8 protein-coding genes and 1 pseudogene are annotated in these 16090 nt (G+C 57.0%); 1 reads left to right on the top strand and 8 read right to left on the bottom strand.

Features of this window, described 5'->3' with window-relative positions; translation table 11 throughout:
- Positions 1 to 354: 354 nt before the first annotated feature.
- From G7066_RS02380 to G7066_RS17695, 7 genes and pseudogenes are all read right to left on the bottom strand, one after another.
- Complete coding sequence (locus G7066_RS02380; protein WP_166328752.1) at positions 355 to 4191, bottom strand: DUF7927 domain-containing protein; 3837 nt, start codon at positions 4189 to 4191, stop codon at positions 355 to 357.
- Positions 4192 to 4547: 356 nt separating this feature from the next.
- Positions 4548 to 5216, bottom strand: a complete 669-nt coding sequence (locus G7066_RS02375; protein WP_166328750.1) for a hypothetical protein — start codon at positions 5214 to 5216, stop codon at positions 4548 to 4550.
- 502 nt (positions 5217 to 5718) lie between these two features.
- Complete coding sequence (locus tag G7066_RS02370) at positions 5719 to 7179, bottom strand: DUF7507 domain-containing protein (protein ID WP_425280748.1); 1461 nt, start codon at positions 7177 to 7179, stop codon at positions 5719 to 5721.
- Positions 7155 to 8960: a DUF7507 domain-containing protein gene (locus G7066_RS02365; RefSeq protein WP_166328746.1), complete on the bottom strand. Its 1806-nt coding sequence runs from the start codon at positions 8958 to 8960 to the stop codon at positions 7155 to 7157. The genes G7066_RS02370 and G7066_RS02365 overlap by 25 nt, the downstream gene beginning before the upstream one ends.
- A gap of 243 nt (positions 8961 to 9203) precedes the next feature.
- Complete coding sequence (locus G7066_RS02360; protein WP_166328066.1) at positions 9204 to 9485, bottom strand: hypothetical protein; 282 nt, start codon at positions 9483 to 9485, stop codon at positions 9204 to 9206.
- Positions 9482 to 9865, bottom strand: a complete 384-nt coding sequence (locus G7066_RS15540) for a hypothetical protein (RefSeq protein WP_244303207.1) — start codon at positions 9863 to 9865, stop codon at positions 9482 to 9484. The genes G7066_RS02360 and G7066_RS15540 overlap by 4 nt, the downstream gene beginning before the upstream one ends.
- 125 nt (positions 9866 to 9990) lie before the next feature.
- A pseudogene (locus tag G7066_RS17695) lies at positions 9991 to 10635 on the bottom strand (RNA polymerase sigma factor); the annotation flags it as partial.
- Positions 10636 to 10828: 193 nt separating this feature from the next.
- On the opposite strand from G7066_RS17695, the gene aspS reads away from it, so the two are divergent.
- Entirely contained in the window at positions 10829 to 12172 is a 1344-nt protein-coding gene (gene aspS / locus G7066_RS02350) for an aspartate--tRNA(Asn) ligase (protein ID WP_166328742.1), read from the top strand.
- Positions 12173 to 12468: 296 nt separating this feature from the next.
- On the opposite strand, the gene G7066_RS02345 is transcribed toward aspS, so the two are convergent.
- Positions 12469 to 15318, bottom strand: a complete 2850-nt coding sequence (locus G7066_RS02345) for a beta strand repeat-containing protein (protein ID WP_205881502.1) — start codon at positions 15316 to 15318, stop codon at positions 12469 to 12471.
- Positions 15319 to 16090 lie beyond the last annotated feature (772 nt).

Raw genomic sequence — 16090 nt, 5'->3', positions numbered from 1 at the left:
GGTGAGTCCTTTCGAGGAGGCGACCGGGTGCCGCGCTTCTCGGTCAGCTTAGAAACACCAACACTTCACATCAAGTTATGTGTACTATTATTACCACTAATGTATCGACATCCCGGCTAGACCGTACCGCAACTCAGCGAAGTCAGGCGAAATATGACACGCAAGAGGGGAGCCCAAAATGGAATCGGCTGCGGGGGCACTGCCGTCGATGGAGGCCATCGGTTCGTGTTATCACAACAGCATGATCGAACTTTTCTGGGGGCATGCAAGAAGGGCCCCAGAGACATGGATTCATGTCCCTGAGGCCCTTCTTTTGTCGCGCTACTCACACAAACATGAGCGACGCATCAGCACCTAGGCTCTTGCGCGCTTGCGCTGCTGCGCAACCGTCACACCAGCACCGCCCAGCAACATCAGCAGTACAGCGAGACCAGACCAGATCCCAAGCGCCTCACCACCAGTCACCGCGAGCGGAGCAAACGGCGACAGTTCCAACGGCGGGTCAATCAGCGTCTCATCAGTCGCCTCACACTCACCGTTTTCGGTACACGCCTTCTCAGACTTCACCGACGCGACATTCGTAACACCAACAGTCGCATCCGCGTTCACCGTAACAGTCACCTTCACGGTCTTCACAGCGTTCCCGGCAAGTGTTCCCAGCGACCACGTCACCGAGTGCGTTGCCTCGTCGTAGCTGCCATTGTCAGATGACGACACATACGCAACATTTGCTGGAAGCGTGTCAGTAATGATCACTTCAGACGCATCAACATTGGTCTTGTTCGTAACCGTCACGTCATACGTCAACTTCTCGCCAGGCTTCGTGGTCTCCTGGTGATCCGTCTTCACAATCTCAAGCTTCGGCAACACATCACGATCAGTTGTCTTGCAGGCATCCTCCTGAATACAGCCACCAGGAATATCGACACTCGCCGTGTTGATCACCTCGTCGCCCGCCTTCGCAGAGGCCGCAACTTTCACCGTCACTTTCACGGTGACCGTCGCGCCCGGCGCAAGCTCAGCAAGCTTCCACGTCACGCTCTTGTTGTCAGCCGACACCGCACCACCGTCAGTCGCAGACACAAACACCGCATTCTCAGGCAGCGTGTCAGTTACTACCGCGTCAGTGATCGTCTTCGACTTCGAGTTGTTGCCAACCGTGAGGTCATAGGTGAGTTCCTCACCGGCAGCGACCTCGGTTTTGTGGTCGTCCTTCAAGATCCATACATCAGACGGTGTCACGTCAATGTCTGTTGCTTCACACTCGTTCGCCTCGGTTGCAGGATCATCAATGCAGACCCCGTTCGTGGTGATTGTCGCAGTGTTCACAATGTCAGTATCGGGAGCAAGTTTCTCGTGCACCTTCACCGTCACAACGATCTCACGAGACTCACCCGGCGCAAGCGTGCCAAGGTTCCATTCAAACGCTGACGCGTCGTCAACTGACTGAGTGCCAGGGATCGAGGACTTCACGAAGTCAACGTTCTTCGGCAGCACATCGGTCACGACAACGTCAGGAGCATCAACATCACCGATGTTCTTCGCCGTCAATACGTAATCGAGCGTCTCACCTGAACGAACAACGGTCTTCCCGTCATCCTTCGTGATGGATACCGCAGGCACCCGGTCAATATCAGTGCTCTCACACTCATTGACCTCGGTTTCAGGATCATCAACGCACAACTGCTCAGTGAACACTCGAGCTGTGTTACTCACCGTCTCGTTGCCGAGCACCGTAGCCGCAACCGTGGTCACGACCTGAATTGTCCGCTCGCTGTCGGCATCCATTGCACCCAGATCCCACGCCACAGAGTGAGTAGCCGAGTCATACACGCCGCCATCAGTTGCCGACACAAACACAAGGTTCGCAGGCAACACGTCCGAAACGGTCACCTCTTTCGCCTCATACTTCGACGAGTTCTTCACCAGCAGGTCATACGCGAGCTCTTCACCCGGCTTGACCACAGTCTTCTTGTCATCCTTCACGATCGAGATCGCAGGCGTGTGATCGATATCAGTCGACTCACACTCATTCTCGTTCGTTGCCGGATCATCAATGCAACCCTGCGGCAGATCTACTGTCGCAATGTTCTTCAGATCAGTTCCCGGAACCACCGAATCAGCAACATTTACTGTCACAGTAACTGTCGTAGAGGCACCAGCCGCAAGCGACGAGATCGTCCAAGACAGTTCTCTGTTCGCGGAATCGTATGTGCCACCCTGACCAGCAGACACAAATTCAAGCTCGGCAGGCAAAACGTCAGACACCGTGATGTCTTCAGCTGCGACCTTGCCGGAGTTCGTCACAGTCATCGTGTAGGTGAGTGCTTCACCTGGAACCACGGTCTCTTTACCGTCATCCTTCACAATCTGGATGGCGGGCGTGTGGTCGATGTCGATTGATTCACACTCGTTCTCGCTCGTTGCAGGATCATCAACACAACCCTGCTCCGTATCCACCACGGCAACGTTCCGGATCTCCTGACCCGGCGCAACATCAGCATCCACCATCACCGCGACCCGCACAGTCTTGGAAGCACCCGCATCAAGCGACCCAATGTTCCAAACCACACGACGCAACACAGGATCGTACACACCACCATCAGACGCCGACACAAACGCCACGCCCGCAGGCAACACATCAGTAGCCGTAACCCCGGTCACACGATCCGCACCCGTGTTCGTCACCTTCACGTCATACGTGAGCGCTTCACCGGCACCAACCACGGTCTTACCGTCAGTCTTCTCAATCTTCACCGATGTCGGCGTCAAAGGATGCGTCGTCGTGCACTCAGGCTCCGTACCATCAACACAATTCGACGGCACCTCAACACCACCAGGGCCTTCACCCGCACCAATCACCTTATTGAGCAGCGTCGCACCACCAGCAGCGTTGTCATGCACCTTCACCTGATACGTGAGAGTCACCTTCGCACCTACCGCGAGATCACCGTTCCAGGTCAGCGTGTTCCCCGATACCGTCGGTGCCGCACCCGTAGAAGCAGTCAACGAACCCGCAACCAGATCAGCATCATCGAACACGTCTGCGAGATCATCCGTGACCTGAACACCCGTCAGCGCCGCATCACCGGTGTTCTCAGCCACCACCGAATACGTCACCGTGTCGCCACGCTTCACCGTCGTACCGGTAGCTGGGTCAGCAGACTTCGACACCTTCAGGCCCGGCGTCAACGGATCAACCGGATGCGTCGTCGTGCAACCAGGCTCCGTACCATCAACACAGTTCGACGGCACCTCAGGACCACCAGGAACCTCACCCGCACCAACCACATGGTTCAGCAGAGTTGCCGCAGCAATCGAATCCGTCTTCACCTTCACCTGGTACGTGAGAGTCACCTTCGCACCCTGAGCAAGATCACCACTCCACAACAGCGTATTCCCCGACACCGACGGTGCCGCACCCGCAGAAGCAGTCAACGAACCCGACACGATATCAGCATCATCGAACACGTCTGAGAGGTCATCAGTGACCTTCACGTTCTCAAGCGCAGTCTCGCCCGTGTTCTCAGCCACCACCGAATACGTGACCGTGTCACCACGCTTCACCGCGGTACCCGACACCGGGTCAGCAGACTTCGACACCTTCAACCCAGGAGTCAACGGATCAACCGGATGCGTCGTCGTGCAACCAGGCTCCGTACCATCAACACAGTTCGACGGCACCTCAGGACCACCAGGAACCTCACCCGCACCAACCACATGGTTCAGCAGAGTTGCCGCAGCAATCGAATCCGTCTTCACCTTCACCTGGTACGTGAGAGTCACCTTCTGCCCCTGGGCAAGATCACCACTCCAGCTCAGCGTGTTGCCCGACACCGACGGTGCCGCACCCGCAGAAGCAGTCAACGAACCCGCAACCAGATCAGCATCATCGAACACGTCTGAGAGGTCATCAGTGACCTTCACGTTCTCAAGCGCAGTCTCGCCCGTGTTCTCAGCCACCACCGAATACGTCACCGTGTCGCCACGCTTCACCGTCGTACCGGTAGCTGGGTCAGCAGACTTCGACACCTTCAGGCCCGGAACCGGGTCCGCGTTAACAGTGGCGTCAAATGAAACGGATGCCATTGGGAACAGGCTGATGTTGTCAATAGCAAGGTCATTACCGAAGCTTCCGGATCCGTAGTTCCTCACGCCGAGTGTCAGGGACGTCGAAGCACCAGTATTCACGAGTGAAGTTGAATGAACCCAGGCTGTACCTGAATTGGCACAGGAAGACTGAACCGGCGACGGCTGGCTCGACCCGATGAGGCTTCCTCCTGCAAAGAAGGCACTGCGAACAGGCGCAACGTTTCCGCTCTTGTTGTAGCTAACATTCGCGATATATCCAGAGAATGAGTAGTACGTATTAGGTTGAAGACCCGTGATTGTTGTCGTGAGCAGATCATTGGGAACCGGCATGCTCGAGGAACCGTTAACGATCATGATTTTCCCGGCCGGAGCTGAATCACTCTCAGCAATCCCTGTGTTCCAAGGCGCATCACACAACGAAGATGAAGTGACCGGCGCGAGTGGCATGGGATTGCTCACGCTGCGCAAATCCGCCCAAAGGTTGTTGTAGTGGCCTTCTCTCGGGCCATTAATTGCCGCGGATGGCCAGATCGTGTACTGACCATCGCAGGGACCATACTGTCCAGCTGGGTTACAATCCCAGGCTCACCAACAGTTGGATCATCCCACTGATAGTTTGTATTGCTGAGCGGGAGGATTGGCTTGGCCGTCCCGATGTAGTCGAACGTGCCACCATCAAAGTCAGTCACCAGGTTCGGCGAACGCGTTTCTCTGGAAAGCGACAGACCTGAGACAGTTCCGACGTAGCCGACCGGAGGCAAGAGTGAAATCTGTCCCGAAAGCACGTCGTCCTTGGGAAGAGAGTAAAGCACGGGGTCAGGAGAAGTGGGCGCAACCAGAGTCGCCCCATTTTTCACTTCCCAATCAGCAGGAACCCCTCCGAGTAGATAGTTATCAAATGATGCACCCGAGTCATTGCTATCCGTCACCTGAAGCGGGAATCCCGCGTCCGAATCAGAATTACGAACCACAATTTCGGAACCAACCGAGGCCGTCAACCCATCGGGCACCGCATTCGCAGGGGAAACAGCAAACATTCCCGCAAGCAGCCCGACAGCCACGCCCAGAGCAAGACTCCGTCTAGATTTACGCAACCGTGAATCCTTTTCTCTTACTTTCAACAACAGTTCTCCTAGACCCTTCGTCCATGAATCTTTTACACTTTCCCCGCAGGAGAATATTCCTTGGGCAATGCCCCGCTCGGCCAGTTCGGTCTAACCACCGTCCTTGGCCAATGTCAGAGAAAAAATCGCGGGAAGACACTCAGCGTGAAAAGCCCCCCAGCAAACCCCTCCATAACATAGAGAGGAGGCGGTTCGGGAGTTATGACGAGATTTTCCATTTGCGAGCGGGACGCGGGTCGGAATCAAGCCAACTAGCGACCTCAGATGCAATAGACATCATTAAGTAAAGCCGCACTATCTGCACACGTTCCGTGAAATACCCAACAGTCACCTGGAAATGAGGAAATCAGCAGGCTGAGGGTTCGAACACACTCCTGAAAAGATCCCGCCGACGAGCAAACTCCTTTAGAAGCCAACACAGCGCCAGCTCAACACCAGTCAGAATACAGTTTTGGGCAGGGGTGCTCTGCAAACACCCCTGCCCAAAACTATCTAGTTGTGGCTAGAAGAGACGTGACGCTCGCCTATTTCTGCCCAACAACACAGCACCGGCACCAATCACGATAATCACCGATCCGGCAGACAGCAGGCTCAGCGGATTCGTACCAGTATGAGCGAGTCCACCTCCAGGCTTCTGCTCCAACTGCGCTGTCGCTGTGGTCACCGTATCAGTGGGTGGCACGATCGCATCCACCCCTTCCGGGGTGGTTGCGTGCCCTGTCGCGATGTTCAACACCCCGCCAGCGATCAGATCTTGCTTAGTGACCTTGTATGCGGCATCAGCAACACAAGTGATCGTTTCGCCCGGAGCGAGGATCGTTTGCGGACAGCTCACCGACCCAGCTTTTGGATCATCAACTCCCACGCCGGTCAACGTCACATTCCCGGTATTCACAAGCGTGAACGAGTAGTCGATGAGTTCACCTACATCAGCTACGCCATTCCCATTCGTGTCGTCCAAGACGGCATGTTTTGAAAGCGTCATCGCTGCCGCTGCCGCCGCAGTCGGCGTCGTCACCGTATCAGTGGGAGGAACAATCGGATCTACTCCGTCAGGGGTGACCGCGTTCGCGGTCGCAGTATTTACGACACCACCGTCGATCACATCCTGCTCCGTAACCACATACGTGGCATCAGCCGTGCAGACGAGCGTTTCCCCCGGAGCAAGGTTTGTTCTCGGGCACGACACGGGTCCTGCTTTTGGATCGTCCACCCCCACATCTGAGAGTGCCACGTTCCCCGTATTCGTGAGAGTGAACGAGTAACTGATCTTCTCGCCGGTATCTGCAACACCGTTGCCCAACGTGTCTTCTAATTCCGCAGATTTTGTGATCGACAGGCTTCCCACCGCAAGCGGGGTCGGGGTCGTCACCGTATCAGTGGGAGGAACAATCGGGTCTACACCTTCCGGCGATGTCGCGTTCCCAGTCGCAGTATTCACAACACCACCGGCGATGACGTCCTGCTCCGTAACCGTGTACGGGTTATCTGCTGCGCAAGTGGTCCACTCGCCGGGAAGCAACGTTGTCTGCGGACACGTCACCGACCCCGCCTTTGGATCGTCAACACTCACGTCCGTGAGCGTAACGTTACCGTTGTTCACCACCCGGAAAGAGTATGTAATCGTCTCCCCTGCATCCGCCAGCGCGTTGCTGTTCGTATCGTCAAGAACCGCGGACTTCTGCAGAGCCAGACTCGAGCCCGGCACCGCAGCCGGCGTCACAATCGTGTCAGTCGGAGGCACAATCGGTTCAACCCCAGCAGGTGTTGCCGCGTTACCGGTCGCAGTGTTGATCACACCACGCGCGAGCACATCCTCTTCTGTCACCACGTAAGGCGCATCCGCAGTACACGTCACATTCGTCCCGGGAGCGAGAGTCATCTGTGGGCAAGATACTGAACCAATTTTGGGATCGTTCACCCCGACAGCGGTAAGAGTTACATTTCCAGTGTTAGTGAGCACAAACGAATAATCAATTGTCTCCCTAGATCAGCCAGCCCGTTGCCGTTCCCATCGTTCAGGGCCCCAGCTTTATCGATCGCAAGACTTCCAACAGCACTCGCCGTAGGTGTCGTCAACGTGTCAGTCGGCCGCACAATCGGATCGACCCCTGCTGGCACCGTAGCAAGACCTGTCGCTGTATTTACAACCTCGCCATCAATCACGTCTTGTTCCGTCACGATGTACGACGCGTCAGCAGTACAGGTCACGCTCGTACCAGGCGCAAGCGTTGTCTGCGGGCAAGACACCGATCCGGCTTTAGGGTCATCCACTCCCACGTCTGTGAGGGTGATGTTCCCCGTGTTGGTCAGCACAAACGAATAATCGATCGATTCGCCCGCATCCGCGGCCCCACTTCCATTGACATCATCAACCACACCTGACTTCTCAATCGTCAGACTGGGAGCAGGTGGCTCTATATCTACCGTCGCGGTCGAAGTATCAGTCAACGGTTGTGCGGTCGAGTCCAGCGCGGTCACAGTCGCAGTGTTCACCAACGACTGCGACAAAGCCTGTGTTGGCGACACTACCAACGACCCCGTGCACACCATAGAGGAATCAGGACTACCAGCAGCACCGAGAACGGTGACGGGACACACAACATTTGCGATCAGCGGATCCGACACCACGACATCTGTGATTGGTTCCTCACCAGTGTTCGTCACCACAAACTGATAGGGAATCGTGTCCCCCTCCGCATAACTTGCGGGCTGAGGGTTTGTGTTATCCACCTGCTTCACCAGCGATATTTCACCCAGGTCTTCAACCGACCGAATAGCGACGTTACGCACAAGATGAACGTTGCGGTTTCCACCTGTGGACGCACCAAACCCGAACTTGTATGTTGCGGGAGCTTTGTCCGTCATCACGTAGCTCAACACAGTCTGATAGTTCGTTCGCGTTCCCGAAAAATCGATCTCAACTGTCACGGTTGGAAAGTCGCCAGGGCTCACCAAAACGCGGACGTTGCGTGTCGCTGTGGCAAGATCAGTACCCGCAAGCGACCCAGGGAGGGTCGAATTGTCGTTAGCAACAGTCGTGGCTAACATGCAGTATCCGTCAAAGCCATCACCCGGGCCGCGCAACGTAACAGTGTTGCGCTTCGATCCAAGATAAGGGGACTGTGTCGGGCAACCGTGCCCGACTGCGCCAAGGTCACGAAGAAAGTTGCCGTAGTAGTCGAGGCCTACGCCAAGATACCCTCCGGCAACGCCCGGAATTGACGGGGCAGTTCCCCCAACCGCGCCGACGGCAGGACCTTGCGCGTACCCGAGCGCACCGCCGAACGCACCGGTATCTGTCAGGTTCCGTGAGCCATCGGAAAGAAAGAAAGAAATACCATCAGCACCGTTTGGATCAGTGCCGTACTGGTACTGATCAAATTCGACCTGAACACCGGCAGAAGAAGGCAAAGCGCGGTCAAAGACCATGCCTCCTGTTCGGCCCCCCGTGTCATCGGTGAGCTGCAAATAGCCCGGCGATACACCAACGGTCGGACTACCAACAGTGCGAGTACACTGTGCCAGATTTGAGGAACCCCCGGGACCGGGGCCAGTTGCCGCGGTAAGACAAGCATCGTTCAAAGCCTTTGCACGAGGATCGGCTACCGAGGCACCGCTAAAGCTTTCATCAAGAAGGAGCGAACCACCCGCCGCAGCTGCCGGTGTTGCCTGACCAAGTCCAGCGACTGATGCTGAAAGTATCGCGACGGCAGCAAACCCGGCCAGCAGTTGCCGACGCATGGCGCCGACGCGAGTCGAAGAAGAAGGGCGATACCGCCCCTGGTCGATACCTTGATATCTCTTTGCAGCAAAGCTTCCCCCAAATGGTGCGTTCAACGACAGCTAGAGTCGCGCGTACACGAGACACACGTACTCGCCTCTTGTAAAGAGGCACAGCGATACGATCCATGACGTAATTTTGAAATTTAGTCTCACCTCGCCCGAACCATGCACGTTTGTAGCCTGGCGACACCCACCCTTCAGCTACTGCACCCTCACCGACACCCCCGGCAGCGCCGCGTCAGCGCTGAGATCGGTAAAGAACTGAAAGTTAAACAACCGCAGGTTCAACATCGTCGAAGTTGGCGTGCACGTCACCGTGTCCGAGGCAATCGCACACCCGGCAGAAGCGCGCGTCACGCGCACCCCACTCGGCACCCGCACCTCAACAACATAGTCGGAAGGCTCAGTGTCTGGGTCAAATTCAACGGCCAACAGCAGCTTTGCATCTCGACCGCCCGCGACGTAATTTGAGGGTGGGGTCAACCAAGCCGCCGACCGCACCCCGGCGGAAGACCATCGTCTTTTTCGTTGTTCTTTTGTTCGTCATTTCCGTCGCCGTTGCCGTCGGAAACACTGTCGGAGCCGTCGCTGGAAGTATTGCCGGGCGAACTCGTATCGTCAGAAGCGTCGGGATTTTTCTTTGTTGGCGCGTTTCCAGCATCAGAGGTGCCCTTGCCCACCAAGCCCGACCCCGAACTGCCTGGCGTCTGCCCCGCTGAACCAGAAAGCGAAGCAGGCAGCACCCAAGCCACCAAACCTGCGAGCAACAGCAATAGAGCTCCGCCACCAACGAATGCAGCACTTCTGAGCCGAGCCGCACCAAGAACCTTTGTCGCCTCAGTTTCGAGTTCACTGGGGTCCACGGCCGAAGCGGGGCAGACGCGTTGCCCGAAGCAACTACACCCCCAACCGAGGCAAGCAATGCGACAGCCGCAACGGGCACACGGTACGAGATCATCTTTCTCAGTCGACCTGGGCAACGCTCGCACTCATCGAGATGCGCCTCGATTTTGCGTCGCCGCACACTCGGTGCTTTACCTCGCGCAAAGGCAGCGAGAAAATCAACGCGCATCTTCGGGCAGGAGGGCTCCTCGGAGACGGCTTCAATCAGATAATTTGTGCGCAGCGCGTCGCGCGCACGGTATGTTGCAGCGGCAACCGCCTGAGCCGTCATGCCCTGTGACTGAGCAACCTCAGCCAGAGGGCGTTTCTCAACCTCAGTCAACAACAGCAATGCACGGTCCCGATCTGAGAGAGCGTCGAGGGCACGCTTTGCTACATCGCCATCCCACACCTCCACGTCGTTCAAGCGATCATCGACATGCTCCACTAGCTGCTGACCCTCAAGCTGCGCTTCAACATCAGTGTTGGTTTCTTCAACGCTCAACCGTCGAGAGAGCCTCGCAACTTCATGTCGAACGCACACCCGCATATACGAAATAAAAGTCTCTCGAGTCGGGCCAGAATCGCCGTCTTTGCGGATGGTCTTCAGTACCGATACAAACGCATCGGCGACCGCATCCTCCGCAAGCATGCGGTCTGAGCACAGTCGACGAGCAAATCTAACGAGGTGAGGTTGGGAAACTGCGTACAGCTCCCAAAACTGTTCCTCATTTAAACGTTGACGTTCCACTGGATCCCCGAACCACGACGTATACACAAAAGGCAATGAGATTTTAGCTCCCAAAAGCTTCCCAACTTATATAAAGAGTGTAGATCCCTTCGGGTATGACGAAATTTCGGCGGTGCCCAAAAAAATATAGCCTGTTGACTTCGAGACTCTCTCTCCACTCTCTGATCCTGAACAACCCAGATAGACTGTCTGAGTGACTGAACGCGTGTTAATCAAAGACCTCGCCGCCCACGAAGACGGCATCGTACGAGTCTCCGGTTGGGTGGAGAAGGTACGCGACCAGCGCTACGTGCAATTTGTTGTGCTGCGCGACGAGAGCGGAGCGGTTCAGCTGGTCAACGGCGGCGTGCTGCGCGAGCCGGATCCCGAGAACCCGCGATCCGACATTCTGGTGCCCCGCACCACCACGATCTCCGAGCTGACGCACGGCACCTTTATTACTGTGACCGGTGAACTGCAGCACAACGAGCGCGTCAAGCTTGGCGGTGTTGAGGTACAGATTGAGACAATCGAGGTCGTGGCTGCCGCGTTGCCCGACAATCCCGTTGCCGATGACTCCAACATCGACGTGCGCCTCGACTGGCGCTTCCTCGACCTGCGTCGCCCCGAGCAGAACCTCGTGTTCCGCGTGCAGACCACGTTCCTCAACGCGCTGCGCCAGGTATGGATCGAGCGCGACTTCATCGAGATTCAGACCCCGAAGCTGATGGCGAGCGCCTCGGAGTCGCGCGCCGAACTGTTTGAGGTCGAGTACTTCGAGGGCAAGGCGTTCCTCGCGCAGAGCCCGCAGTTCTTTAAGCAGATGGCGCAGGCAGCTGGCTTTGGCGGCATCTTTGAGGTTGGTCCTGCCTTCCGTGCGGACCACTCCTTCACCTCGCGCCACGCGACCGAGTTCACCTCGATCGACACCGAGATGAGCTGGATCGACTCCCACGAAGACGTGATGGAGTTGCACGAGGAACTGATGGTCGCGGGGCTCTCCGCGGTCAAGGAGAAGCACGGCGAGGCGATCCAGAAACTCTTTGGTGTCGAGATTCAGGTGCCTGAGCGTCCGTTTCCGCGAATTCCTCTCGCTGAAGCGAAGGAGATCGTCAAGGAGCGCGGCTACGAAGTACCCCGCGCAGACGCCGACATGGATCCCGAGGGCGAGCGTCAGATCTCGGCCTATGTCAAGGAGAAGTACGGGCACGACTTCGTGTTCCTCACCGACTACGCGGCGTCGATCCGCCCGTTCTACCACATGCTCAACGAGGAGAACCCCGAGCTCACCAAGAGCTACGATCTCATTTACAACGGCACCGAGATCTCGACGGGCGCGCAGCGCGAGCACCGCATCGACGTACTCGAGGCTCAGGCGCGCGACAAGGGCATGGACCCGGCCGAACTTGGCTTCTACCTCGACTTCTTCCGTTATGGCGTGCCCTCACACGGCGGCTTCGGCATGGGCCTCAACCGCGTGCTGATGTTGATGCTCGGCCAGTCATCGATCCGCGAGGTCACCTACCTCTTCCGCGGGCCGACGCGCCTGCTGCCGTAGGGCCTTGCCTCTGGCGCCGCTCAAACGGTGCTGAACACTCAACGGCACGATCGGGTCAAGGGTCAAATCTGATACCACCTGGGAAACCAAAGGATGACACGTCTCGAACGTTTGGCGCTTGTCAAAAATTGGGAAACAATCGAACGAACAGTGCACTCACTTCACGAACGAGCTGTCTTCTAAACATGAACCCCACCCTGGCGCGCTCTTTTTCACGCAAGACACACTGACCGACAGAAACGAGATGGGCGTGCACCAATAAGCACACGCCCATCTCGCATGGGTTTTGGGTCAACTTAAGCGCGCGAAGAGTGCTTTCGTTGCACAACTCTGATCACCATGAGTGTTCCCAAGACAAGCGAGAGGATACCCACCGCACCGACGCCAATCATGTTCGATCCTGTGAGAGAGAGCGTACCGGCGGTCTGCGTCCCCGAAACAGGCTTCTCTGGAAGCGTCGGCGGCACTTTAGTCGATGCGGGTGCCGTCGCTGTGGTGACAGTGTCTGAGGGGGAGACAATCGGCTCAACGCCTTCCGGCGTCTTTGCGCGCCCGGTTGCGGTGTTCACTACCCCACCGGCGAGCACGTCACCCTCGGTCACCGTGTACGGGGAATCAGCCGTGCACGTCACGTTCTCACCCGGAGCGAGCGTCGTCGTCGGGCACGTCACCGCACCCGCCTTCGGATCATCCACCCCAACACCCGTCAACGTCACATTGCCCGTATTCGTCAACACAAACGAGTAAGCAATCGTCTCACCAACATCAGCAAGCCCATTACTATTCGCGTCATTCAACGAGCCCGACTTTTCAAGCGACAAACCGCCCACTGCCGACACTGTCGGTGTTGTCACGGTATCTTCTGGCGGCACAATCGGATCAACACCAGTCGGAGGCGTCGCTCGCCCGGTTGCGGTGTTCACTACCCCACCGGCGAGCACGTCACCCTCGGTCACCGTGTACGGGGAATCAGCCGTGCACGTCACGTTCTCACCCGGAGCGAGCGTCGTCGTCGGGCACGTCACCGCACCCGCCTTCGGATCATCCACCCCAACACCCGTCAACGTCACATTGCCCGTATTCGTCAACACAAACGAGTAAGCAATCGTCTCACCAACATCCGCAACACCATTACCATTGGTGTCGTTCAGAGTTGCTGCTTTACTAATTGACAGACCACTCGCAACTGCGGGGGTTGGGGTTGTCACAGTGTCTTCCGGTGGCACAATCGGATCAACACCTTGAGGTGTTGTCGCGTTACCTGTTGCGGTGTTCACTACCCCGCCGGCAATAATGTCACCCTCGGTCACTGTGTACGGGGAATCAGCCGTGCACGTCACGTTCTCACCCGGTGCAAGCGTCGTCGTCGGGCACGTCACCGCACCCGCCTTCGGATCATCCACCCCAACACCCGTCAACGTCACATTGCCGTTGTTGACCATCAAGAACGAGTACACAACTGTTTCCCCAGCATCGGCAAGACCGTTGCCGTTCGTGTCGCCAAGGGACCCAACCTTTTGGAGGGCCAGGCTAGGGCCAGGCACCGATGCAGGAGTGACAATGGTGTCGATCGGTGGGACGATTGGCTCCACCCCGGCTGGCGTTGTCCCGTTGCCCGTTGCAGTATTAAAGACTCCACCGGCGAGCACGTCACCCTCGGTCACCGTATACGGGGAATCAGCCGTGCACGTCACGTTCTCACCCGGTGCGAGCGTCGTCGTCGGGCACGTCACCGCACCCGCCTTCGGATCATCCACCCCAACACCCGTCAACGTCACATTGCCCGTATTCGTCAACACAAACGAGTAAGCAATCGTCTCACCAACATCAGCAAGCCCATTACTATTCGCGTCATTCAACGAGCCCGACTTTTCAAGCGACAAACCGCCCACTGCCGACACTGTCGGTGTTGTCACGGTATCTTCTGGCGGCACAATCGGATCAACACCAGTCGGAGGCGTCGCTCGCCCGGTTGCGGTGTTCACTACCCCACCGGCGAGCACGTCACCCTCGGTCACCGTGTACGGGGAATCAGCCGTGCACGTCACGTTCTCACCCGGAGCGAGCGTCGTCGTCGGGCACGTCACCGCACCCGCCTTCGGATCATCCACCCCAACACCCGTCAACGTCACATTGCCCGTATTCGTCAACACAAACGAGTAAGCAATCGTCTCACCAACATCAGCAAGCCCATTACTATTCGCGTCATTCAACGAGCCCGACTTTTCAAGCGACAAACCGCCCACTGCCGACACTGTCGGTGTTGTCACGGTATCTTCTGGCGGCACAATCGGATCAACACCAGTCGGAGGCGTCGCTCGCCCGGTTGCGGTGTTCACTACCCCACCGGCGAGCACGTCACCCTCGGTCACCGTGTACGGGGAATCAGCCGTGCACGTCACGTTCTCACCCGGAGCGAGCGTCGTCGTCGGGCACGTCACCGCACCCGCCTTCGGATCATCCACCCCAACACCCGTCAACGTCACATTGCCCGTATTCGTCAACACAAACGAGTAAGCAATCGTCTCACCAACATCAGCAAGCCCATTACTATTCGCGTCATTCAACGAGCCAGACTTTTCAAGCGACAAACCCGGCACCGGTGGATCAAGATCTACTGTGAAACTCGATTCATCGCTTAGAGGCACACCGACTGAACTAAGCGCGTTCACCGTTGCAGTATTAACCAGGCTGGGGTTGGCGGCCTGCCCGGAGGTTACCACTAGCGAACCGGTACACACCATTGAAGAACCAGGTCCTCCAGCAGGGCTCAGTGTTGTTGAGGGGCAACTGACGTTGCTAATGAGAGGATCAGAAACAACGACGTTCGTGACCGTTTCAGCATCGGTGTTCGTGACAACAAACTGGTAGGGAACCGTGTCGCCCACTGTATAGCTTGCTGGCTGTGGTGTCGTGTTATCGAGCTGCTTCACCAACGAGATTGCACCGAGCTGATCGAGCGTCTCAATACTAACGTTTCGGATGAGGTGGGTGTCGTATAAGGCTCCCGTAGACGCGGAGAAACCAAATTTGTATGTTGGAGGTGCCTCATCAGTCATCGCATAAGTAAGGACGGTCGTGTAATTGGTTCGGGTTCCCGTAAAGTCAATCTGCACCTGAACCGTAGGAAAAGGCCCCTGGCTCACACTGATAATCACGTTACGCTTCGCGTCTTCGGATTAACTGGAGCCTGAACCCGAAGGGAGCCCGGTAGCGTTGTAGTTGCCACCGGAGGCGGGGTAGCAGTAGACGCAAGGAAGCAGTACCCTTCGAATCCGTTTCCGGGTCCTCGAAGCGTCACAGAATTTGGCACGATGCCAGTGTAGGGAGAAGGGGTCTCGCAGCCTGCGCCCTTATTCTGGGTGTTGTTGATGAAGTTGCCGAACCCGTCTAGGCCAACCCCGAGATAACCACCCACGACGCCAGGGTTGTTATCGTCTTGTGCGTACCCAAGCGAACCACCGAAAGCGCCAGTTTTCGTAAGCACATTTGATCCGTCAGAGAGAAAGAACCCGATGCCATCGGCACCCCGCAAAGTCGGCGAATCGCCATATTGCACCTGATCAAACTCGATCCGCAATCCAGCACTGGAGGGCAGAGCGCGATTAAACACCATTCCCCGGATTGCCCTCTTCCATAGTCAGTTAACTGCAACCATCCCGGTTGCACCCCTGGGGTCGGTGAGCCATCCGTGTGTCCCTCACAGTCGCTCAGGTTTGATGCCCCGACCGGGGAGTTGTGCCAAGCGATGCACCAGTGAGGCAAGCAGAATTGAGACCAATCGCGAGGGATCTGGAACGACAGCACCGGAGAATGTCTCATCAAGAAGAAGTGTGCCGCCTGCAGCATGAGCCGGAGTCGCAGTGAATGAAGCCAGAAGCAGAGAGAGCGGCCACTGCGAAAAGCAGTCTCTTCCAA

Origin of the sequence: Leucobacter coleopterorum, assembly GCF_011382985.1 — a bacterium.
In the GTDB taxonomy this organism is placed as follows: domain Bacteria; phylum Actinomycetota; class Actinomycetes; order Actinomycetales; family Microbacteriaceae; genus Leucobacter; species Leucobacter coleopterorum.
This window is presented reverse-complemented; position numbering and strand designations above follow the sequence as displayed.

Excerpts from the sequence above, each read along its gene's own strand:
- G7066_RS02365 (WP_166328746.1), bottom strand. The coding sequence starts at position 8,960 with ATGCGTCGGCAACTGCTGGCCGGGTTTGCTGCCGTCGCGATACTTTCA.